Source organism: Streptomyces sp. NPDC002935 (assembly GCF_040611295.1).
GTDB lineage: Bacteria > Actinomycetota > Actinomycetes > Streptomycetales > Streptomycetaceae > Streptomyces.
This window is the reverse complement of the sequence record NZ_JBEXNW010000028.1, coordinates 89,714-110,774: the sequence shown is the minus strand read 5'-3', so window position 1 is coordinate 110,774 and position 21,061 is coordinate 89,714. Positions and strand designations below refer to the sequence as shown.

At 71.9% G+C, this 21,061-nt stretch carries 15 protein-coding genes and 2 tRNA genes; 6 read left to right on the top strand and 11 right to left on the bottom strand.

Translation table 11 applies throughout. The features are described 5' to 3' along the window. The first annotated feature begins 5 nt into the window (after positions 1-5). Together ABZX90_RS31235 and ABZX90_RS31230 are read left to right on the top strand one after the other, a co-directional pair. A complete protein-coding gene (locus ABZX90_RS31235; RefSeq protein WP_355210377.1) occupies positions 6-2,534 on the top strand; it encodes an MFS transporter in 2,529 nt (842 codons plus the stop codon). Between the two features lie 93 nt (positions 2,535-2,627). Then, positions 2,628-3,449, top strand: a complete 822-nt coding sequence (locus ABZX90_RS31230) for a YceI family protein (protein ID WP_355210374.1) — start codon at positions 2,628-2,630, stop codon at positions 3,447-3,449. A 52-nt stretch (positions 3,450-3,501) separates the two neighbouring features. Here ABZX90_RS31230 and ABZX90_RS31225 read toward each other — a convergent pair whose 3' ends face one another. After that, positions 3,502-4,257, bottom strand: coding sequence for an ANTAR domain-containing protein (locus tag ABZX90_RS31225; protein ID WP_355210371.1), 756 nt, complete (start codon positions 4,255-4,257; stop codon positions 3,502-3,504). Positions 4,258-4,411: 154 nt separating this feature from the next. Between ABZX90_RS31225 and ABZX90_RS31220 the strand changes: the two genes are divergently transcribed. After that, positions 4,412-4,882: a PPOX class F420-dependent oxidoreductase gene (locus ABZX90_RS31220; protein ID WP_351132151.1), complete on the top strand. Its 471-nt coding sequence runs from the start codon at positions 4,412-4,414 to the stop codon at positions 4,880-4,882. 157 nt (positions 4,883-5,039) lie between these two features. Here the strand turns inward: ABZX90_RS31220 and ABZX90_RS31215 are convergent, their stop codons facing one another. From ABZX90_RS31215 to ABZX90_RS31180, 8 genes are all read right to left on the bottom strand, one after another. After that, positions 5,040-5,816, bottom strand: coding sequence for a TetR/AcrR family transcriptional regulator C-terminal domain-containing protein (locus ABZX90_RS31215; RefSeq protein ID WP_351132153.1), 777 nt, complete (start codon positions 5,814-5,816; stop codon positions 5,040-5,042). 262 nt (positions 5,817-6,078) lie between these two features. Continuing rightward, positions 6,079-8,349, bottom strand: a complete 2,271-nt coding sequence (locus ABZX90_RS31210; protein ID WP_355210367.1) for a glycosyltransferase family 39 protein — start codon at positions 8,347-8,349, stop codon at positions 6,079-6,081. Next, positions 8,346-9,830 carry a glycosyltransferase gene (locus tag ABZX90_RS31205; protein WP_351132157.1) on the bottom strand — a complete coding sequence of 495 codons (1,485 nt, stop codon included), beginning with the start codon at positions 9,828-9,830 and terminating at the stop codon, positions 8,346-8,348. The genes ABZX90_RS31210 and ABZX90_RS31205 overlap by 4 nt, the downstream gene beginning before the upstream one ends. 14 nt (positions 9,831-9,844) lie before the next feature. Then, positions 9,845-11,437: a HAMP domain-containing sensor histidine kinase gene (locus tag ABZX90_RS31200; RefSeq protein ID WP_355210364.1), complete on the bottom strand. Its 1,593-nt coding sequence runs from the start codon at positions 11,435-11,437 to the stop codon at positions 9,845-9,847. Beyond that, entirely contained in the window at positions 11,434-12,174 is a 741-nt protein-coding gene (locus tag ABZX90_RS31195) for a response regulator transcription factor (RefSeq protein ID WP_351132161.1), read from the bottom strand. The genes ABZX90_RS31200 and ABZX90_RS31195 overlap by 4 nt, the downstream gene beginning before the upstream one ends. A 166-nt stretch (positions 12,175-12,340) precedes the next feature. Next, on the bottom strand, positions 12,341-13,300 hold the full coding sequence (locus ABZX90_RS31190; RefSeq protein ID WP_355210361.1) for an amidohydrolase family protein: 960 nt from the start codon (positions 13,298-13,300) through the stop codon (positions 12,341-12,343). Beyond that, positions 13,275-13,625, bottom strand: a complete 351-nt coding sequence (locus ABZX90_RS31185; protein ID WP_355210358.1) for an antibiotic biosynthesis monooxygenase — start codon at positions 13,623-13,625, stop codon at positions 13,275-13,277. The genes ABZX90_RS31190 and ABZX90_RS31185 overlap by 26 nt, the downstream gene beginning before the upstream one ends. Positions 13,626-13,741: 116 nt before the next feature. Further along, on the bottom strand, positions 13,742-14,686 hold the full coding sequence (locus ABZX90_RS31180; protein WP_355210355.1) for a DUF2797 domain-containing protein: 945 nt from the start codon (positions 14,684-14,686) through the stop codon (positions 13,742-13,744). Positions 14,687-14,883: 197 nt separating this feature from the next. Between ABZX90_RS31180 and ABZX90_RS31175 the strand changes: the two genes are divergently transcribed. Beyond that, entirely contained in the window at positions 14,884-15,150 is a 267-nt protein-coding gene (locus ABZX90_RS31175; RefSeq protein ID WP_351132169.1) for a hypothetical protein, read from the top strand. A 162-nt stretch (positions 15,151-15,312) separates the two neighbouring features. Here the strand turns inward: ABZX90_RS31175 and ABZX90_RS31170 are convergent. Both ABZX90_RS31170 and ABZX90_RS31165 read right to left on the bottom strand, forming a co-directional pair. Beyond that, positions 15,313-15,385 (bottom strand) — tRNA-Arg (locus ABZX90_RS31170). 240 nt (positions 15,386-15,625) lie between these two features. Further along, positions 15,626-15,716, bottom strand: a tRNA-Ser gene (locus ABZX90_RS31165). A gap of 157 nt (positions 15,717-15,873) precedes the next feature. Between ABZX90_RS31165 and ABZX90_RS31160 the strand changes: the two genes are divergently transcribed. Both ABZX90_RS31160 and ABZX90_RS31155 read left to right on the top strand, forming a co-directional pair. Further along, complete coding sequence (locus ABZX90_RS31160) at positions 15,874-16,503, top strand: SSI family serine proteinase inhibitor (RefSeq protein ID WP_351132263.1); 630 nt, start codon at positions 15,874-15,876, stop codon at positions 16,501-16,503. Positions 16,504-16,737: 234 nt separating this feature from the next. Beyond that, a complete protein-coding gene (locus ABZX90_RS31155; protein WP_355210352.1) occupies positions 16,738-20,949 on the top strand; it encodes a PAS domain-containing protein in 4,212 nt (1,403 codons plus the stop codon). The last annotated feature ends 112 nt before the right edge of the window (positions 20,950-21,061 follow it).

The following is a 21,061-nucleotide window of genomic DNA, read 5'->3' as shown; positions in this document are numbered from 1 at the left end:
AGCCCATGGCAACGACCACACCAGCCGGTGTGCGGGGCTCTCACGCCAAGCACGGAGGCGCCGCCGACGGTGCTCCGATGACTCACCGGCAGATCATGGAGGCGCTCTCCGGGCTGCTGCTCGGCATGTTCGTCGCGATCCTGTCGTCGACGATCGTCTCCAACGCGCTCCCCGAGATCATCGGCGACCTGGGAGGCGGCCAGTCCGCGTACACCTGGGTCGTCACCGCGGCGCTGCTCTCCATGACCGCGGCCACGCCCCTGTGGGGCAAGCTGTCCGACCTGTACAGCAAGAAGGCGCTCGTCCAGCTAGCGCTCATCATCTATGTGCTGGGATCGGCGGCCGCCGGTCTCTCGCAGAACGCCGGCATGCTGATCGCCTGCCGTGTCGTGCAGGGCATCGGCGTCGGCGGTCTGTCCGCCCTCGCGCAGATCGTGATGGCCGCGATGATCTCCCCGCGTGAGCGCGGGCGCTACTCCGGCTACCTGGGTGCGACGTTCGCCGTCGCAACCGTCGGCGGCCCGCTGCTCGGCGGTGTCATCACCGACACCTCGTGGCTCGGCTGGCGCTGGTGCTTCTACGTCGGTGTGCCGTTCGCGATCATCGCGCTGATCGTGCTGCAGAAGACCCTGCACCTGCCCGTCGTGAAGCGGGACGTGAAGGTCGACTGGGGCGGCGCGTTCTTCATCTCCGCCGCGGTCTCGCTGCTGCTGCTCTGGGTCACCTTCGCGGGTGACAAGTACGACTGGGTCTCGTGGCAGACGTACACGATGGTCGGCGGCGCGATCCTGCTCGGCCTGCTGTTCGTGCTGGTCGAGTCCAGGGCGAGCGAGCCGATCATCCCGCTGCGGCTGTTCCGCAACCGCACCATCACCCTCTCCTCCCTCGCGTCGCTCTTCGTGGGTGTCGCGATGTTCACCGGCACCGTCTTCTTCAGCCAGTACTTCCAGCTGGCCCGGGACAAGTCCCCGACGATGTCGGGTGTCATGACGATCCCGATGATCGCCGGCCTGTTCATCTCCTCCACCGTCTCCGGCCAGGTCATCACCAAGACCGGACGGTGGAAGTACTGGCTGGTCGCGGGTGGCTTCCTGGTCACCGCGGGTCTCGGCCTCCTCGGCACGATCCGCTACGACACGGACTACTGGCACATCGCGGTCTTCATGACGCTGCTGGGCCTCGGCATCGGCATGATGATGCAGAACCTGGTGCTCTCCACGCAGAACCAGGTGGCCCCGGCCGACCTCGGCTCGGCCAGTTCCACGGTGACGTTCTTCCGTTCCCTCGGCGGTGCGATCGGCGTCTCCGCGCTCGGCGCGGTCATGGCCAACCGGATCACCGACTACGTGAAGGACGGACTGACCGACCTCGGCCCCAAGTACGCGGCCCTGGGCTCCGGTTCGGACTCCAGCTCCAGCATCCCGGACATGGACAAGCTGCCCGCGCCGCTGCGTACCGTGATGGAGAGCGCGTACGGGCACGGCATCGCGGACGTCTTCCTGATCGCCGCCGGCATGGCGCTGATCGCCTTCCTCATCGTGCTGTTCATCAAGGAGGTCCCGCTGCGGACGTCCGGCGCGATGGCGCAGGCCGCCGCGGAGAAGTCCGGGGCACCGGTCACCGAGGCTCCCGTCGCCGAGGCCGTCGAAGCCGCGGCCGCCGCGACCCTCGCCCCGGCCGTCGTCGCCACCACCGAGGCGGGCCCCGAGAGCACGCAGCCGCTCGCCGCCGTCGCCACCGCGACGCGGGAGGGCGCCCCGCGGCCCCCTTCCGGCGGCATCACCGTGCACGGTCAGGTCCGCGGCACCGAGAGCACGCCCGTGCCGCAGGCCGCGGTCACGCTGATCTCAGCGGCGGGACGGCAACTCGGCCGCTCGGTCGCACAGGCCGACGGCTCCTACGCGGTGGACGCGCCCGGTGCGGGCTCCTACGTCCTGATCGCCTCCGCCGACGGCTTCCAGCCGCAGGCCTCGACGATCGTCGTGAACGACGAGCCGCTCGCGTACGACATCCTGCTGAGCGGCACGAGCGGGCTGAGCGGTGTCGTGCGGGCCGCCGAGGGCGGTAACCCGGTCAAGGACGCGATGGTGATCGTGACCGACGTCCGCGGCGATGTGCTGGCCACCGGGACCACCGGTGAGCAGGGCGAGTTCGCGTTCGCCGAGCTGGTGCCCGGCGTCGTGACGGTCGCGGTGAACGCCGCGGGTCACCGGCCACGGGCCCTGCCCGTCGAGGTCGGCGGTACCGGGGTCACCCGGATCGAGGTCGACCTCGACGCGGGCGCCCAGGTCCAGGGCGTCGTGAAGGCGCCGCACGGCCCCCTGTCGGACGCCCGCGTGACGCTCGTGGACGCGGCCGGAAACGTGGTCGGCACGGCCAGGACCGGCAGCGACGGGGCGTACGCCTTCACCGATCTGGACGGCGGCGAGTACACCGTCATCGCGGCGGGCTATCCGCCGATGGCGACCGCGCTGACCGTCGGCGGCCGTGGCGTGGACGACCACGACATCGAACTCGCCCACCCCGGCGAGTAGTCCGAGCCCCGGCCCGTGGGGAAGCGCGCACTCTGAGCGGAGGTGCGCCCCCACGGGCCGGTCTTCATTGCTTCATCGCAAGGAGTTACTGCCATGGGACTGACCGCGAAGATCCGTACCCGGGACGGATGGGCCGTGTCGCACGCGGTCGTCACGGTGACCGACGCGACCGGGGCGCAGGTGCTGCGGGCCGAGGCGGACACCGACGGAGCCGTGCACGACACCACGAGCCTCGCCCCCGGCGCGTACACGGTGATCGTGACCGCGCTCGGCTACGCGCCCGTCGCGGCCGGCGCGATCGTCACGGCGGCAGGGCGCGCCGAGGTCGGCCAGGTGACGCTGGCCCGTCAGGGCGGCACCGAGCTGCCCCCGCCGGGACCGTGGACCATCGACCCGGCGCACTCCTCCATCGGCGCGGTCGCCCAGCACCTGGGCATCTCCAGCGTGCACGGCCGCTTCACGGACTTCGCGGGCCGCGTCGAGATCGCTGCCGACGACGTCGCGAAGTCCCGGGTCGAGGCGACGATCACGGCCGCCTCCATCGACACCGGAAACGGCATGCGCGACGGACACCTGAGGTCGCCGGACTTCCTGGACATCGAGACGTACCCCCACATCACCTACCGCTCGACGGACCTGAGCCCCGCCGGTCCCGACCGCTGGACCGTGCACGGCGAGCTCACCCTGCACGGCGTCGTCCGTCCCGTCGACCTCGACCTCGCCTACCTCGGCACCGGCGCCGATCCCTGGGGCGGCACCCGCGCCGCGTTCCGCGCGACCGCCGAACTCCACCGCGAGGACTTCGCCATGCACTACAACCAGGTCGTCCAGGCGGGCATCTCCGCCATCGGGACGACCGTGAAGGTGGAGCTGGACATCCAGGCGGTCCAGGGGGAGTCGCTGCCGACAGCGTGAGCACGGCTCACCCGACCGACTCTCCTGACTCGCCCCGCTCGCCCTACTCCCCCTACTCCCCCCTGATCGCCCTACCGCCCTGGTCACCCTCACTGGCGTCCACGATCCGTCGGGCCAGGTCACGGAGCTTGGTGTTCTCCCGCTGGGAGGTCCGTACGAGACGGTCGAAGGCCTCGGACGCGTCGATGTCGAGCCGCTCCATGAGGATGCCCGTGGCCTGCCCGATCAGATCCCGGGTGCGCATCGCCTCGGTGAGCTGTTCGCGCATGGTCGCCGAGTCCAGCGCGATGCTGACGTGCGCCGTGAACAGCCGCCCGATCCGGGTCGCCGACTCGTCGAAGGCGCGGGGTCTTCGCGCGTACGCCGTCAGGACGGTCAGCCGGCGCCGGTCGGCCCGCAACCGCAACGACAGCACCGAGCGCAGCCCGAGGCCCGACAGCGCGAGCTCCCCGTCACCGTCCGCCGAGGCGCTGTCCTCGATGCGCGCCACCGGCGCGGTCCACAGCCGGCTCCAGTACGGATGTTGCTCGCGGCCCGCGGTCAGGGCGTCGGCGGAGCGGACGACCTCGTCCGTCCAGGCCAGGGTCTGCCGGTGGGCCTCGTGCTCGATGACGGAGATCCCCGCGTGCTCGGCACCGGGCAGGATGCACACGGCCAGCCGGACGGCGGTGCGCAGGATGCTGTGGGGACTCGACGTCTCGTGCAACTGCTGCGCGGCGACCATCAGGGAATCGGCCAGCTCAAAACCCGTAGCACAACGGGGCAATTCAGAAAACTCGGACGCAGCCACCACGAACCTCTTCGGCATGCACGGCCATACGGCCATACGCAGGAGAGCTCCGCAGCACATTCCTGACTGCGAGCACAGGACGAACAGAACTTTAGCCGCTCCGTCGGAGGTCGGTGCCGCCCACCGGCCCAGTCCGCGGGCGGCTCCGGGGCACGCGGCCTAGGCTGATCGCATGGCACCCGACATCGCGACGAACACCTCTGTCTCCCTGGACGAGTTGCTGGACTTCGTACGCCCCCGGCACCGGGCCGTGCTGCTCACCCGCCGTGCCGACGGCGGCCCCCAGGGCTCCCCGCTGACCTGCGGTGTCGACGACTCGGGCCGGATCGTCGTCTCGACGTACCCGGAGCGCGCCAAGACCCGCAACGCCAAGCGGGACGAACGGGTCAGCCTCATCGTCCTCAGCGACGAGTGGAACGGCCCCTGGGTCCAGATCGACGGCACCGCCGAGGTCCTCGACTCCCCGGACTCCGTCGAGCCTCTCGTCGAGTACTACCGGAACATCGCCGGGGAGCACCCCGACTGGGACGAGTACCGCGAAGCCATGCGCAAGCAGGCCAAGTCGATCATCCGCGTCACCCCGACCCGCTGGAGCCCGGTCGCCACCGGCGGGTTCCCGGCCCACCTGGCCCCCCAGGACTGACGGGGTCCGGCACAACCTTCTTTCGCCCCCGCCGCCCCTACCCTTCCCGTACCTGGGGCTCCGCCCCAGACCCCGCTCCTCAAACGCCGGAGGGGCTGGATCTTCGCCCTCGACCCACCCACCCGGGCGCCGAAGAGGCCGGACCCCGGCGCGGGGCTCAGCCCCGCGCCACCATCGCCTCGATCCCCGCGACCAGCGTCTCCAGCGCGAACGAGAAGTCCCGCTCCCGCATCTCCGACACGGTGTCCCCACCCCGCGCCTCCATCAGACCCGCCGCGCTCTCGACGTTCGCCGCGAACTGCGGCTGTTCGCTGATGGTGCTCATGGCCTGCCGGAAGTACTCGTCCTGCGACATCCCCGCCGAGGCGCAGCGCTGAACGAAGTGCCCCTCGATCGTCCCGAACCCGTACACGAACTGGAACACCGCCGACATCGCCCCCATCCGCCCGTGCGGCGGCAGCCCGGTGTTCCGGATCACCTCCTGCACACGCAACGAGAACGCCATGGAATGCGGCCCGATGTTCAGGAAGTTCCCGATGAGCGGCGACACCCACGGGTGGCGCACCAGCAGCGCCCGGTAGCCGACGGCAAGCCCCCGCAGCTGATCCCGCCAGGCCTCCCCCGGCTCGGCGTCCGGCAGCTCCAGTTCACCGAACACGGCGTCGAGCGCGAGCTCCAGCAGATCGTCCTTGGTGTCGACGTACCAGTACACGGACATCGCCGTGACGTTCAGCTCCGCCGCCAGCCGCCGCATGGAGAACTTCGCCAGACCCTCCGCGTCGAGCAACCGCACCGTGGCCTCGGTGATCCGCTCCCGGTCGAGCCCGGACGGCTGGCCGCCGCCCCGGGCCGCCGTCCCACGCCGGGGTGCCTTGCCCTCCAGCCAGACACTGGTCCGCGCCGGCCGCTCGGCCCTGTCGGCTGTCCTCACCATGGCGCACCCTCCTCGGAACCGTCATACGGAGACCACCACCGCGGAGTCTGCCCTCTCCGCCCGCCGCAGCAACGCCGCCGCCCGTCAGCGATTCCGGGCGCCCTGGCTCTCCGGGCGGCACGGCTCGGGGCGGCACGGCTCTCGACTCGGCACTGGGCGCACGGCTCTGGGCGGCACGAAAAGGCGGTGGCCCGGGGCGTGTTCGCCCCGGGCCACCGCCCGTCTGCCGGACCCTCGGTCAGCCGTCTGTCGGCTCCGGCCGTCAGCTGCCGCTCGTCGGCTGCGTCAGGTCGTAGAAGGTGGCCGAACCCACCGTCACCTTCTTGAAGTTGGCCGCGACCCACGAGCTGATCTGCGAGGAGCTGGAGGTGGTTGCGGAGTTTCCGCCGCCCATGCCGCCGCCCGAGATGAAGTAGTGGATCCTGCCGTCCGTCACGTACTTCTTGAACTGGGCCAGGGTCGGGGACGGGTCGGTGCCGTTGAAGCCGCCGATCGCCATCACCGGCTTGCCGGTGGCCAGTTGGTAGCTCGCGGAGTTCTGGGAGCCGACGGCCGCCGCCGCCCAGGTGTAGGCGTCCGCGTTCTTCGACAGCAGCGTCTTGGCCTTGGAGCTGACGGTCGCGCCGCTCAGCAGTCCTCCGGCCCCGCCACCGCCGCCCATGCCGCCTTCACCCGTACCGCCGCCGGGCATGCCGCCCTGCTGGTTCTGGCCCTGGGTGGTGCCGTTGCCCTGCTGGTTCTGCCCGGGGAAGCCACCGGTGCCGCCCGTCGGAGGCTGGCCCGTTCCGCCGCCCTGCTGCCCGTTCTGCGGGGTGCCGTTGCCGTTCTGCTGGTTCTGGCCGCCACCGGGGAAACCGCCCCGCATGCCACCGCCGCCGCCGGGACCGCCGCCCCGGCCGCCCATCATGCTGGCCCCGGACGGACCGGCCGTCACGATGGAGCCGGTGTGTCCGGAGTCCACCGTGGACAGCGTGTAGGCCGTCGGACCGGCGATGGCAGCCACGAAGCTCAACCCGACCGCCGCGAGGGCGAGTTGCCGGCCCAGCCTGGCCACGAAGATCAGGCCGAGCGCGCCGGTCAGACCGCCGACGAGGACCAGCCACTTGAGCCACGGCAGGTAGTCGGAGGTGCGATTGAGCAGGACGTATCCCCAGACCGCGGACGCGGTGACCGCACCGGCGAGGGTGAGCGACGTCCACACCTTGCCCCGCTCCTCCCACAGCACCGTCACACCCATGCCGACCACGGCGGCGATGTAGGGGGCCAGGGCCACCGTGTAGTACTGGTGGAAGATGCCGGCCATGTAGCTGAAGACGAGCGTGGTCATCAGCAGCGCGCCGCCCCAAGCCAGGAAGGAACCACGGGCCAGGTCGGTCCGATTCGCCTTCCAGGTGAGGACGATGCCGGCCACCAGCAGGATCAGCGCCGCCGGGAGCAGCCACGAGATCTGGCTGCCGATCTCGGAGTTGAACATCCGGTCCCAGCCGGTCTCGCCCCACTGCCCGGTGCCGCCCGCGCCGCCACCGCCGCCGACGCTGCCGGTCTCGTCGCCGTTGATACGGCCGAGGCCGTTGTAGCCGAAGGTCAGCTCCAGGAAGGAGTTGTTCTGCGAGCCGCCGATGTACGGGCGGGAGGACGCGGGCCACAGTTCGACGACCGCGACCCACCAGCCCCCGGCGCCGACCATCGCGACCGCCGAGAGGCCCAGCTGCGCGAACCGCTTCCGAGCCTTCACCGGCGCGCAGACCGCGTACAGCACGGCCAGCGGAGGCAGGATCAGGAAGGCCTGGAGCGTCTTGGCGAGGAAGGCGAAGCCGACCGCGACGCCCGCCCAGACCAGCCACTTCGTCCGGCCGTCCTCCAGCCCGCGGATCACGCAGTAGACCGTGACGGTCATGAGCAGCGCGAGCATCGCGTCCGGGTTGTTGAACCGGAACATCAGCGCGGCGACGGGAGTGAGCGCGAACACCGCGCCCGCGATCAGACCTGCCGCCGGGCTGAACCGGCGACGTACGGCCGCGTACAGGACGCCGACCGTGGCCACGCCCATCAGCACCTCGGGGACGAGGATCGCCCAGGAGCTGAGACCGAAGATCCGTACCGCCAGGGCCATCGGCCACAGTGAGGCCGGGGGCTTGTCGACGGTGATGGCGTTGGCCGAGTCGAGCGAGCCGAAGAAGAAGGCCTTCCAGCTCTGGCTGCCGGCCTGCACGGCCGCGGAGTAGAAGGAGTTGGCGTACCCGGAGGCGCTCAGGTTGTACAGGTACAGCACCGCGGTGGCGAGCAGCAGACCGAGCAGGGCGGGGCGCGCCCAGCGCGGGTCCTCGGGCCGGCCTCTCCAGGCCCGCCGGAAGAAGGGCTGCTGGGGCTCACCGGACGCGGGCGCCGCCGTGGGCGGGACCGGCTCCGGAGGGAGCGTCGAGGCGGGCGGCCCCCAGGCGTGACCGGCGCCGACGGCGGGACTCGCGCCCACCGGACGGCTCGTACTCGTCTCGGTACTCGTATCAGTGCTCGTATCGGGCTGCGTCGTCATCGCGCGTTCCTCGGATCGTGATCGTGCGGGCGCACCGCCTGCAACTGCATGGTCGAGTCCCCCCAGGAGCGGTCCGCGGCATCACCGGCGCGGAACGGGGCGGTGTCGTACGGGGACGAGGGCGCCGTCGGACGCTGCGGCAGCGGCGGATACGCGTCCACGCCCTGCCGTACGGCCGTCGGGTGGACCGGCGGAGCCGGCTGGTGCGAGGCCACCACCGGGGACGGCGATGGTGTCTCGCCCGGTCGGTCCGGGAAGACCCAGGCCCGGAAGAGCAGGAAGCGCAGCACGGTCGCCGCGAGGTTGGCGGCGATCAGGACCGCCAGCTCGGTGGAGTGCGAGGGCTCGCTGGTCGCCGCGTTCAGGGCGGCGAGGGAGCCGCTGGTCAGGGCGAGGCCGATGGCGAAGACGACGAGGCCCTGCGCCTGGTGCCGGACGGCGCCGCCCCGGCCGCGTACGCCGAAGGTCAGCCGCCGGTTGGCCGCCGTGTTGGCGACCGCCGACACGAGCAGCGCGAGCGCGTTGGCGACCTGCGACCCCGAGATGGAGCGGAAGCCGCTGTAGAGCAGCAGATAGAAGAGCGTGGACAGTCCGCCCACGACACAGAAGCCGACGAGCTGGCGGGCCAGGCCCTTGGGTACGTCGGTCAGTTCGCGGTCGCGCGGGTCGTCCCCGAAGGGCCGGGCGAGCCGGTCGAGCGACAGCGAGCCGGTGGCGAGAGCGCGTCCCACCCGCCACACCCCCTTGAGGTCGTCCGTCGCGGTCTTCACGATGTGGACGGTCGAGTCCGGGTCGTCGACCCAGTCGACCGGCACCTCGTGGATGCGCAGCCCGGCCCGCTCGGCCAGCACCAGCATCTCGGTGTCGAAGAACCAGCCGGTGTCCTCGATCAGGGGCAGCAGCACCTGGGCGACGTCACGACGGATCGCCTTGAAGCCGCACTGCGCGTCCGAGAAGCGGGCCTGGAGCGAACCGCGCAGGATCAGGTTGTACGTGCGGCTGATGAACTCCCGCTTGGCACCGCGCACCACGCGCGAGGAGCGGGACAGCCGCGAGCCGATCGCGAGGTCCGAGTGACCGGAGATCAGCGGGGCCACCAGCGGCAGCAGCGCGTTCAGGTCGGTGGACAGGTCCACGTCCATGTACGCGAGGACCGGCGCGTCGGACGCCGACCACACGGTCCGCAGCGCCCGGCCGCGGCCTTTCTGCTCCAGCCGGAAGGACGTGACCTCCGGGATGTGTGCCGCCAGCCGCGCCGCCACCTGAGGGGTGGTGTCCGTCGACGCGTTGTCCGCGACCGTGATGCGGAACGCGTACGGGAACGTGCGCTTGAGGTGCTCGTGGAGTCTGAGCACACATGGCTGGAGGTCCTTCTCCTCGTTGTAGACGGGGATCACTACGTCCAGGACAGGCGTACCGGCGTCTCCGGCCGGGAGGTGCTCCCGCGCCGGCAGGTTGCCGGGAGAAGAGTCGGTTCGCATGGGAACGACTCTCGTCAAACCCCCTGTTGCACCCATGTGGTGGCGCTGTGCTGTGCCTGTGAGTGCGATTGCCAGGATGTTTCGAGGACAAGCGCGGGCAGATGCAGGGTGAACACCGTCCTGCCGGGGAGGCTGTCCACGGTCACCGCGCCCCCGTGCGCGGCCGCTACGGCCTGCACAATGGCGAGCCCGAGACCGGTCGAGCCGGAGGAACGGGAACGCGACGAGTCGCCTCGCGCGAAGCGCTCGAAGACACGCGGCAGCAGATCGGCCGGAATACCGGGTCCGTCGTCCTGGACGTCCACGCACAGCCACGGCCCGTGCCGGTGCACCCGCGCGGTGACGGTCGTCCCCGGTGGGGTGTGCGTGCGCGCGTTCGCGAAGAGATTGACCATGACCTGCTGCAGGCGCGCGGCGTCCGCCGACACCAGCGCGGGCTCCTCGGGCAGTTCGAGCCGCCAGTTGTGATCGCGCCCGGCGGCCCGCGCGTCGCTCACGGCATCGATCACCAGGGGTACGAGATCGGTCTGCTCGTACTGCAACGGCCGCCCGGCGTCGAGCCGCGCGAGCAGCAGCAGATCCTCCACCAGCCCCGTCATCCGGCTGGCCTCGGACTCGATCCGTCCGAGGGCATGCCGGGTGTCGGGCCCGGTCTCCTCCCGGCCGCGTCGGGTCAGCTCGGCGTACCCACGGATCGACGCCAGCGGCGTGCGCAGCTCATGACTGGCGTCCGCGACGAACTGCCGTACGCGCATCTCGCTCTGCTGCCGCGCGTGCAGCGCCCCGTGGATGTGGTCGAGCATGCGGTTGAGGGCCGCCCCGACCTGCCCGACCTCGGTGTGCGGATCGGACTCAGACTCCGGGACACGCTCGTAGAGGGTGACCTCGCCGGTGTGCAGGGGGAGTTCGGAGACGCGGGTGGCGGTCGCGGCGACCTTGCGCAGGGGGCGCAGGGCGAGCGTCACGATGGCCGCGCCGGCAAGGGAGGCTGCCAGGAGACCGGCGCCGGTGACACTGATCTCGACGTAGATCAACGTGGTGAGGGTATTGGTGACGTCGCCGGTCGGGAGCGCCACGTAGAAGGCGCCGTTCCTGCCCTCCTGGTACTTCACGCGGTACTCACCCCTGCCGGGGATGTCCACGGTGTGCGGGTGCTTGTCCTTCGCGACGGAGGCGAGGACGGCCAGCTGGCTGTCGCTGAGCTGGACCATGGTGGGTTGCTTGACCCCGCTGGAGTCCTTCTTCCCCACGCTGACGACGCCTTTGGTGACCTCGCCGTTCTTCACGATCGCGCCGATGGCGCCCATGTCCTGCCCCCGGGTGACGAACTCCAGGGGATCCTTGACGATGCCGTCCTCGATCGGGGGCGGCAGGGCCCCGCCGCCGGACGGGCCGCCCACCGGGCCGCCCGCCGCGCGCATCGACGCCTCGGCCACGTTCTCGTCCAGCTGGTGGTAAAGGTGCTCGCGCAACGCGATCGTGGTCACGGTGCCGATCACCGCGCACACGACGGCGATCAGCGCCACGGAAGCGACGACGAGCCGCGTCCGCAGGGTGCGCGGCTGTCCTCGCCTCTTCTGCGCTCGCGTCCGTCGTCGTCCGCTCATGACACGGCGGGCTTGATCAGATATCCGGCCCCACGCCGGGTGTGGATCATCGGCTCACGCCCGGCGTCGATCTTGCGCCGCAGATACGAGATGTAGAGCTCGACCACATTGGCCTGCCCACCGAAGTCGTACGACCACACACGGTCGAGTATCTGCGCCTTGCTCAGCACCCGGCGCGGATTGCGCATCAGGAAGCGCAGCAGCTCGAACTCGGTCGCGGTGAGGTGGATGTTGTCACCGCCCCGCGACACCTCGTGACTGTCCTCGTCCAGGGTCAGGTCCCCGACGACGAGCACGGATTCGGACCGCCGGTCGGCGGCGCCCGAACGCCGGATGAGACCGCGCAGCCGGGCCACGACCTCCTCCAGGCTGAACGGCTTGGTGACGTAGTCGTCGCCACCGGCCGTGAGTCCCGCGATCCGGTCCTCGACCGCGTCCTTCGCCGTCAGGAACAGCACCGGGACATCGGGCAGCTCCCGGCGGAGCCGGCCGAGCACCGTCAGCCCGTCCATGTCCGGCAGCATCATGTCGAGAACGACGGCGTCGGGCCGGAACTCGCGCGCGGTCTGCATCGCGCCCGTCCCGTCACCCGCGCTGCGGATCTGCCAGCCCTCGTAACGAAGGGCCATGGACAGCAGCTCGGTGATCGACAGCTCGTCGTCCACCACAAGCACCCGGACGGGGCTCCCGTCCGGCCTCAGCAGTTCGGTGCGCCCCTGGGGCGAGGTCGTGGTCATAGCGGACACCTTGGTGGGCGCCGCTGAGAGCATCCTTTCCACAACCTGTGATTTCCCTGAGAAACGCACAGGTACCTCTCAGGGAACTCCTGGGAAGATCACGCGGTTCCCGTTCCCGGGCAGGGCCCGAGCCGGCGGTGCGAGCCGGGGCCCACCCCCGTCGGCGTCAGCGGCGGCCGAAGAGGCGTGCGCCGTTCTCGTAGCAGACCGCCCGCAGCCAGTCGTCCCCCAGCCCGAGCCGTTCCAGCGCGCGCAACTGGTGGACGTACGGGTACGGGATGTTCGGGAAGTCGGTGCCGAGGAGGACCCGGTCGCCGAGGTCCGCGAGCCGGGGCAGCAGCTCCGGCGGAAACGGCGCGAGCCGCTCGCTGAAGTCCGTGAACGCCATGGTCGTGTCGAGCCGGACCTCGTCGTACCGCTCGGCGAGACGGAGGAAGTCCTCGTACTCGGGCATCCCCATGTGCGCGAAGACGAACCGCAGCCGGGGATGCCGGCCGAGGACGGCCGCAACCGGTCCCGGCCCGGTGTGCTTGCCGGGCGAGGGCCCCGATCCGCAGTGGATCACCACGGGAATGCCCGCCTCGGCGAGCAACCCCCAGGCCGGATCGAGGAGTTCGTCGCCCGGGTCGTACGCCCCCACCTGCACATGCGCCTTGAAGACGCGCGTGCCCGCCTCCACCGCCTCGCGCACGTACCGCTCGACGCCCGGCTCGGGGAAGAGGGTGGACGTGTGCAGGCAGTCCGGGGTCCGGTCGGCGAAGTCGACGGCCCAGGAGTTGAGCCACTCGGCCATGCCGGCCTTGTGCGGGTAGAGCATCGCCGTGAAGGCGCGCACCCCGAACTCCCTGATCAGCGCGAGCCGTTCGTCCTCGTCCGCGCGATAGGTGATCGGCCACTCGACGCCGCCGGTGAGCTCACCGAGCCCGTCGAAGTAGTCCCAGACCTTTCGCAGCACCCGCTCGGGCATGAAGTGCGTGTGGACGTCGACGAGTCCGGGCAGCCCGAGCCCCTCCCAGAACCCCCGCACTTCCCGCGCCTCGCCGCGCGCCTCCTGGTGGGCCCGGCCGCGCGTCTCCCCGGCGCCGTCCGCGCCCTCCCGCTCAGCCGCGGGCACGCTCGAACCCATGGCTCCGCTCGACCTTGGCGACGTGCAGGGTGTACCGCTCGTACCAATCGGCCCGGCCGCGCTTCTGTGCCGCCCGGTGTTCGGCGTGCGCGCTCCACTCCTTGATGGCGTCCTCGTCCCGGAAGTACCCGACGGTGATGGCCAGTCCGCCCGGCGTCCGCGCGTGATCCATCCCGAGGTAGCCCGGGATCTCCCGCACCAGTTCCTCCATCCGCTCGGCGGTCTCCCCGTACCCGGCGTCGTCCTCCCTCCGCGCGGAGGTGAACACGGCGACGTAGTAGGGCGGCTCATGGGCTGCGACAGGCACATCGGAGTGATCGCTCATGTCCGCCACTCTCCGTCCGGGCGTCCGCCGTCGTCCAGCACCTTTCCGAACGGGATCCAAAAGGGATCGAAGTCTTGACCATTCCGGCCCACTGCGCCCTCCCGCCCCGCCCCCGCTCAGAAGAGCCCGTCCTGGACACCGACGTCCGCGACCCGCAACTCCCGTACAGGAAAGGTGATTCCGAAGCCCCCGTCCCGGCTCTCACCCGCGCCCGCGTCACCCTCGCCGTTCCCCTCTTCCTCCCGGTGACCGCCCCTGCCCTCGACGCCGGTCAGGTCCCACCCCCTCATCAGCCGTGTGTCGAGAACGACGACTCCCCGCCCGGTGACGAGATGGAGATCGGGACCCGCGGCACCGCACAGCTCACCGCTGATCGCGCCTCCCGCGACCAGTTCGCTCACGACCCCCTGAGCGGGCGGGAGCCCGGCGAGTCCGAACACGTCCATATGGTCGACGGGTTCGAAGGGCGCGCGCGAGAGCGACTCCGGCCAGCCGTCCAGCCGTCCGACGAGCGCGTGCAGCTCCCGGATCTCGGCGACGCGCTCCTCCGGCCCCGGCAGCGTCGCCCGCACCACCCGCTTGGCGGCGTACGGAATCCGGTCCGGCACCTTGACCGCGGCCCGCAACAACTCCTCGGCCCGGCGCGCGGCCATCAACGGCCCCTGCCCCAGCCAGCTGAAGGTGACGGCGCCCTGCTCCAGGAGGCGCGCGGAACCCCGCTCGACCCGCGTGATCCCCACCTTCACCAGGCCGGGCCCGAACCAGGCCAGATACACGTGGTACGGCCGCGGATCATCGGCGAGCGTGTCGGCGGCCACGGAGTGCGCCCGGTCCAGCCGCGCGCACTCCTCGCACCGCGCACCCGTACCGCGCCGCGACACGGCGGCCCGCACGGGACACGGGTTCCCGCGCGCCCCGACGCACGTCCGCACACCGCCGTCCACGACGCCGAACGCCACCCGCTTCCCCCGGGCCAGCGGACTCCCCCGTCCCCCGCCCCACACCAGCACGGGCCCGTCCCCCGACCACCGCAACCCCGAACACGTCCACACCTGCCGCACCCCATCGACATTAGAGCCCCGCACCGACAAACCCGTCCGGGAGTCGGGCGCCGGCCCCGCCTGGCAAACCCACGAGACGGGGCTGTTCAGCCGTGCGGACCGGGGTCCGGAGTAACCCGTGAGGCGCTGCGCAGTTGTCGGGTTGATCAAGTGGGCGGACACGCTCCGCCCGTGAACCGCAACAACGTGGAGGACAGATGACCACCCCCACCGCCGTTCGGCGGACCGCAGTACGGACAACCACGGTCGTCGCGCTCACAGCGGGACTCCTCACCCTGGGCGTCATCAGCGCTCAAGCCGCCGGCACTCCGGACCCCCTCGGGGTGGTCCCGGCTCCCGTCAGCAATCCCACGGACATGGTGAGCCGGCTCCTGACGAATCCCAAGGGCGTCGTCAGCCAGCTCCTGACCAATCCCTCGGGCACCGTCAGCTCGATCCTGCCCAACGGCATCCTGGGCGGCTGAGCCGGCAATCCGAGGCCTGCCCTCTTCAGGGGGCCCCATGCGCTCGGCGTCAGACACAAGCACTGAGCGTTCCCTGGGTGCGTTGATGTCACCCGCTGATGTCAAAGGCCCTGCTGATGTCAAAGGCCCCGCCGGTTCAACCGGCGGGGCCTTTGAGCTGTGTGCACTCGGCAGGATTCGAACCTGCAACCTTCTGATCCGTAGTCAGATGCTCTATCCGTTAAGCTACGAGTGCTTGTTCTGTTTTCTGCTTCTGTCTTCGCTTCCCGGGCTTTTGCCCCGCTCGCGGCGACAGGAAGAACATTACATGACTGCCGCCGCCATGTGAAATCCGTTTGCCTCACCCCTTGTGAGCTGGGCAAACGCACTTCTGAGCCCTCACGGGCGCCCTGGACAGCGGCGCGCTCCACGACTCTCACGGACACCCGGAACGCCGAAGCCCCGGTCCACTGGACCGGGGCTTCGGATCTTCGCGCGGAGGCGGAGGGATTTGAACCCTCGATGGGCTTGAAGGCCCAAACCGCATTAGCAGTGCGGCGCCATAGACCGGACTAGGCGACGCCTCCCGCACAACCGCTCACGCGAGCGCGAGTGGTGCGTGCAGATGATGACACAGACGAGCGCGGTGTCACCAATCGCCCCCCACGGTACTAGGCAGGCAGGCCCCAGGGCAAAGCCCCCACCGACGCGCAACCGGGTGGGTCGCGTCGCGTTATGCAGGTCATGTTGCGCCGACTGCTCCTCACCGCCGCCGTGTCCGCCACCGCCGCGCTCTCCGCCGTACCCAGCGCCATCGCCGGCACGCCCACGGTCGACACCCTCACCGCCGGCACCTCCACCGCCGACACCCCCACCGGCGCACCCGCCGCGCCCCCCGTACCCACGGCGTCCCCCGCACCCGCGGCGTCCCCCCTATACACAGCGGTCCCCGCCGGGCCGCCCGCACTGTCCGCCGCATCGCTTTCCGCCGCGTACGGCGTCGCCCTGCCTGCCCTCATGCCGCCGCCGGCCCGCCCGGACGACTCGCAGGACCGGCTGACGGTGACGGTCCACGGCGTGGGCGGCGGTGCGGACGGCACGTTCGAGCTGGAGTGCCACCCCGCGGGCGGGAGCCATCCGGACGCGGCGGAGGCCTGCGACAGGCTGGACCGGATGACCACCTGGGGCAAGGACACCTTCGCCCCCGTACCGCCGGACACCCTGTGCACCATGCAGTACGGGGGTCCGGCCACCGCACATGTCACGGGAACCTGGGCGGGGCGCACCGTCGACGCGCGCTACGACCGCTCGGACGGCTGCGAGATCTCGCGCTGGAACGCCCTGGTGCCGCTCCTGCCCGGCGCCCGCCCCTAGCGCGGCCCCGGCCAGGACACGGCGACATCACGGTGATCTCACGGTTCCGCAGGCCGAAGTACGTGGTCACAGGTTCTCCGCCTCTTCTGCGTGTCTTCTGTGTGCGACCTCCCTCTCATCCGGCGTCGCGAGCGCAACCACTGCCCGTAGACTCCCTCGCGTGACACGCCGCGGGCAGGTTGGCAAGATGGCATCCGCGGTCGGCAAGGTGCGGTAACAGGGAGGAAGCGTCTCGTGAGCAGCAGGCCATCCCGAGGCGCTGCTCGCCTCGCAGCCATACTGGACGCGCTGCCCGATGCGCTGGTCCTGGTCAACGCCAATGGGACCGTCGTCAACGCCAACACCATCGCCCTGGAGGCCTTCGAGACCCCGGGCACGGCTCTGGTGGGCCGCGGGCTACTCGATCTGCTGCCCGAGTTCGACTCCCGGCTGATCCCCGGATCCATGCGGCGGCCCGACACCACCGACCAGCGCGGGCGGACCAAGCCGACCCGGATGATCGCGCGGCGGACCGACGGCACGGAGTTCCCGGTCGAGGTCACCAGTGCGAATCTGGAGGACGGCCAGCAGGCCTACGACAACCACGGCCCCACCCCTGACGAGCTGCTCATGCTCGTCGTACGCGACCTTTCGGGCACCGTCGACACCGAGGCCGAGCTCGCGCGTTCGCAACGCCAGACCGAGATGATCCTGCGCGCGGCGGCCGAGGGCGTCGTCGGGACGGACACCGAGGGGCGGGTCGTTCTCGTCAATCCCGCGGCCGCGCAGATCCTCGGCTACCGGGCCAGCGACCTCGGCGGCAAGGAGCTGCACGCCCTGATCCTGCACTCGCGGGCGGACGGCGAGGCGTTCCCCTATGCGGAGTCGCCGCTCGCCGACACCCTGCGCTCCGGGCGCAAGCACCGGGTGCGCGGGCAAGTGCTGTGGTCGAAGTCCGGGGACCAGGTACCGGTCGATCTGACGACCTCTCCGGTGCGCGACGGGGACCAGCTCGTCGGTGCCGTCATGACCTTCACCGACCGGCGGCCGTACGACACCCTGGTCGAGGAGAAGGACGCGGCCGAAACCCGGCACGCGGAGGAACTGGAACGGATCGGCGAGGAACACGCCGCCGAGCTGGAGGCGCTGCGCGAGCGGCACACCGCCGAGCTCACCGAGCTGAGCGAGGGGCACGAGGAGGAACTCGCCGCCGGCGACGAGCGGTACGCGGCACTCGGCGAGCGGGAGAAGGACCGGTTCGAGGCGCTGACCGCCCGGCACGAGCAGCTGCTCGCCGTCCTCGGCCAGTCCCTGCGCGGGCCGCTCGACCAGCTGCGCGGCGAACTCTCCAAGCTCGCCGCCGACGACGCGGGCCAGCTGTGGCCCGAGGCCAACCAGGTGCTCCACCACCTCGCGGCCGGCTACTCACGCATCACGACGCTCGTCGACAACGTCCTCAGCTACCAGCGGCTGGACGCCGGCGCCGAGACGATCTTCCGTACGAACGTCATGCTCGACGCCGTGGTCGCGGCCGGTGTCGACGGGGCCGTCGACCTCATCGGGCCCGGTCGCGTGCAGTTCGCCGTGCACGCGCCGCCCATCGAGGCCGAGGTCGACCCGCAGCGTCTCGCGGGCGCCCTCGCCCATCTCATCGCGGACGTCGCGGGAGTCGACGCGACCGGCAACGCGCCGGTCTCGGCGGGCGGTTACATGGACAACACGGTCGTCGTGGCCGCGGCACAGCGCGGCGAGGTCGTCCGGATCGAGGTGCGCGGGCCGTACCCCGGGGGAGACCCGGTGCACGAGCCGATCGTGCGCGGGATCGTCCGCGCACACGGCGGTGTGCTCCAGACGCACGAGGTGCCGGGGATGAGCGGCAGCGCGTTCGTCCTCGAGGTGCCCATCGGGGACGGGGCCGGAGCGGTTCCGCCCGCCACCGGACCGACGGTCTCCACCGAGGTCGCCCTTGCCGAGCCGGCCGCGCAGCAGAGCGGTGGCAGGCGTCGGGCCCGGCGGTCCTCCGTCGACGCCTTCCTGGAGAGCGAGGCGACGGGGCCGTCCGAGCCGACGGCATCCGAGGGTGCCGGAACCGACGCGACCGCTCCCACCGGACGCCGTCGGCGCCGTGCTGCCGAGGAGCAGGCGGCCGGCGAGCTGCCGGCTCCCGCACAGGCACAGGCACAGGCACAGGCACAGGCGATCGAAGGCGACGGCTCCGGTGGTACCGGGCGACGCCGTGGTCGGCCCAGCCCCGCCGAGGGCACGGGCGACGCCGCGGCACCGGGCATGTCCGACGGGGTCTCCGAGGGCGCGGTCGTCATGGCGGGCGAGCAGGCGGGGACCGCCGCCGTGGGAACCGGGCTCGGCGGGACGGTGCCTCCGCAGGGGGTGCCGGTGCCCTCCGGACGACGCGCCCGCCGGGACGGCGAACAGCACGCACTGCCCGCGGCGTTGCCGTCGGCGGCCGGCGCTCAGGCCGCTCCGGCCGCGGGGGCGACGGCGCCGGACGACGATCCCGCCCAGGCCGAAGACGGTGCCGTCGACGACGCGGGGCAGCCGACCGGACGGCGCCGTCGTGCGCTGGCCGCCGCGGCCGAGCGTGCCGCCGCGCAGGAGACGGGCGCCCGTACGGTGTTCGCGCTGCCTCCGGCGGAGGCGGACCGCTCACCGGAGTACGTCCAGGCCGCGGCCCAGGCGCAGGCCGCCCAGGCACAGGCCGTTCAGGCACAGGCCGCCCAGGTCCAGGCGGCTCACGCGCAGGCCGCTCAGGCGGCACAGGCTCAGGTCGCCCGGGCTCAGCAGGCCGACGACGACCGCCACGACGTGATGCTGCACAACCCCGACGACGATCACACCCCGCCGCAGCCGCACCCCGCCTCCGCCCCGACGGGCCGACGGCGCGCCCGTCAGATCGCGGCCCCGGGCCAGCCCGCCGCGACGGCCGGAACACCCGCGCAACCGTTCCCGGCACAGGGCATTCCGGGGCAGCCGGTCCCGGCGCTCGGGCAGGCCGTTCCGGCGCAGGGGCTTCCCGCGCAGGGCGTCCCGGGCACGGCCACCGCCGGCCGGCCGGTTCCCCCCGGGCAGCCCACTGTCCCCGCGCAGGCCACCCCGGCCGGTGCCATGCCCGCTCCGGCGCCCCAGCCGTGGCCCGACGCGAACACCGCCCCCGCCGCCGACGCCGCCTCGGGCAGCCCGGTGCCGCCCCGTGGCACCGCGCAGCCCGCTCTCCCGGCGGCGAACGCGGCGGCCCCGGCCCAGCCGATCCCGGCCCCGCTCCCCCCGGAGCGCCCGGCCGCGCGGGTCGCCCAGCCGCTGCCCGCCGAGGCGACGGCCGCGTCCGCCCCGGCCGACGCCACCTCGGCGCAGGCCCGTGCCATAAGCGTGCGCACGCTCGGCCAGGGCGTTCCGTTCGCCCGCCAGGTCGCGGCGGCCCAGCCGGGCGCCGGCCCCCAGGCCCCGACGCCTCCCCCGCACGCGACGAACGGTGGCGGCCGGCGCCGCAAGCTCGGTACTCCGCCCCAGCCCGTCGTCGAGCGCCCGGAGACGGCCGCGGGCTCGCTTGCGCAGGGCGGGCGGCCGGCTCCAGGATCCCGGCTGCCCGGAGCCACCGAGGGCGCCGGACGGTCGTACGCCATAGGAGCACCGGACGAGAACGCCGCCGAGGGCCCCGAGCCGCTGGACGGTCCCGGCGGTGCCGTCGAGGTCGCCGACCAGCCGCAGCCGCGGCCCGTGGACGACGAACTGCCCCCGGAGCCGCTGGACAACCCGCGGCGGCTGCTTGTGTGGCCGGCGCCCGACGTCACCACCCAGCAGGCGCTGAGCGACCGCGGCTACCGGCCCGTCATCGTGAACTCGCGCGAGGAGGTCGACGCGCAGATCGCCGCGTTCCCGGCCGCGCTGTTCGTCGACCCGCTGACCGGCCCGATCACCCGCACGGCGTTGCAGTCGCTGCGCCAGGCCGCCGTCGCCGCCGAGGTTCCCGTCCTCGTAACGGCGGGGCTCGGACAGGCGTCGCGCGAGGCGGCGTACGGCGCCGACCCCGCCGTACTCCTTAAGGCGCTCGCGCCCCGCGACTCCGAGCAGCACCCGCCGCGCGTGCTGCTCATCGAGGAGCACGCGGAGATCGCACTGGCGCTGACGGCGACGCTGGAGCGGCGCGGGATGCAGGTCGCGCGCGCCTCGACGGACGAGGACGCCGTCACCCTGGCCTCGCAGATGCGGCCGAACCTCGTGGTGATGGACCTGATGCAGGTACGGCGCCGGCGTGCCGGAATCGTCGACTGGCTGCGGGCGAACGGGCAGTTGAACCGCACGCCGCTCGTCGTCTACACCGCTGCCGTCGACCCGGCCGAACTGCCGCGGCTGGCCGCGGGGGAGTCCGTACTGTTCCTCGCCGAGCGCTCGACGAGCGCCGAGGTCCAGGACCGGATCGTCGACCTGCTGGCCCGCATCGGCACCAACTAGCCGTACGTCCGTACGCCGGTCCCCATGGACCTTCGCGCGTACGTCGACGAACGCGTACGTCGATGAACGCGCGTACGCCGGGCGGGGAGCCCTGGGGCACCCCGCCCGGCGT

Bases quoted from the DNA above. Each gene is read 5' to 3' on its own strand.
- ABZX90_RS31215 (WP_351132153.1), bottom strand. From the start codon at position 5,816: ATGGTGAGGACAGCCGACAGGGCCGAGCGGCCGGCGCGGACCAGTGTC.
- ABZX90_RS31235 (WP_355210377.1), top strand. From the start codon at position 6: ATGGCAACGACCACACCAGCCGGTGTGCGGGGCTCTCACGCCAAGCAC.
- ABZX90_RS31160 (WP_351132263.1), top strand. From the start codon at position 15,874: ATGTTGCGCCGACTGCTCCTCACCGCCGCCGTGTCCGCCACCGCCGCG.
- ABZX90_RS31185 (WP_355210358.1), bottom strand. From the start codon at position 13,625: ATGAGCGATCACTCCGATGTGCCTGTCGCAGCCCATGAGCCGCCCTAC.
- ABZX90_RS31230 (WP_355210374.1), top strand. From the start codon at position 2,628: ATGGGACTGACCGCGAAGATCCGTACCCGGGACGGATGGGCCGTGTCG.
- ABZX90_RS31175 (WP_351132169.1), top strand. From the start codon at position 14,884: ATGACCACCCCCACCGCCGTTCGGCGGACCGCAGTACGGACAACCACG.
- ABZX90_RS31210 (WP_355210367.1), bottom strand. From the start codon at position 8,349: ATGACGACGCAGCCCGATACGAGCACTGATACGAGTACCGAGACGAGT.
- ABZX90_RS31200 (WP_355210364.1), bottom strand. From the start codon at position 11,437: ATGAGCGGACGACGACGGACGCGAGCGCAGAAGAGGCGAGGACAGCCG.
- ABZX90_RS31205 (WP_351132157.1), bottom strand. From the start codon at position 9,830: ATGCGAACCGACTCTTCTCCCGGCAACCTGCCGGCGCGGGAGCACCTC.
- ABZX90_RS31190 (WP_355210361.1), bottom strand. From the start codon at position 13,300: ATGGGTTCGAGCGTGCCCGCGGCTGAGCGGGAGGGCGCGGACGGCGCC.
- ABZX90_RS31225 (WP_355210371.1), bottom strand. From the start codon at position 4,257: ATGCCGAAGAGGTTCGTGGTGGCTGCGTCCGAGTTTTCTGAATTGCCC.
- ABZX90_RS31195 (WP_351132161.1), bottom strand. From the start codon at position 12,174: ATGACCACGACCTCGCCCCAGGGGCGCACCGAACTGCTGAGGCCGGAC.
- ABZX90_RS31220 (WP_351132151.1), top strand. From the start codon at position 4,412: ATGGCACCCGACATCGCGACGAACACCTCTGTCTCCCTGGACGAGTTG.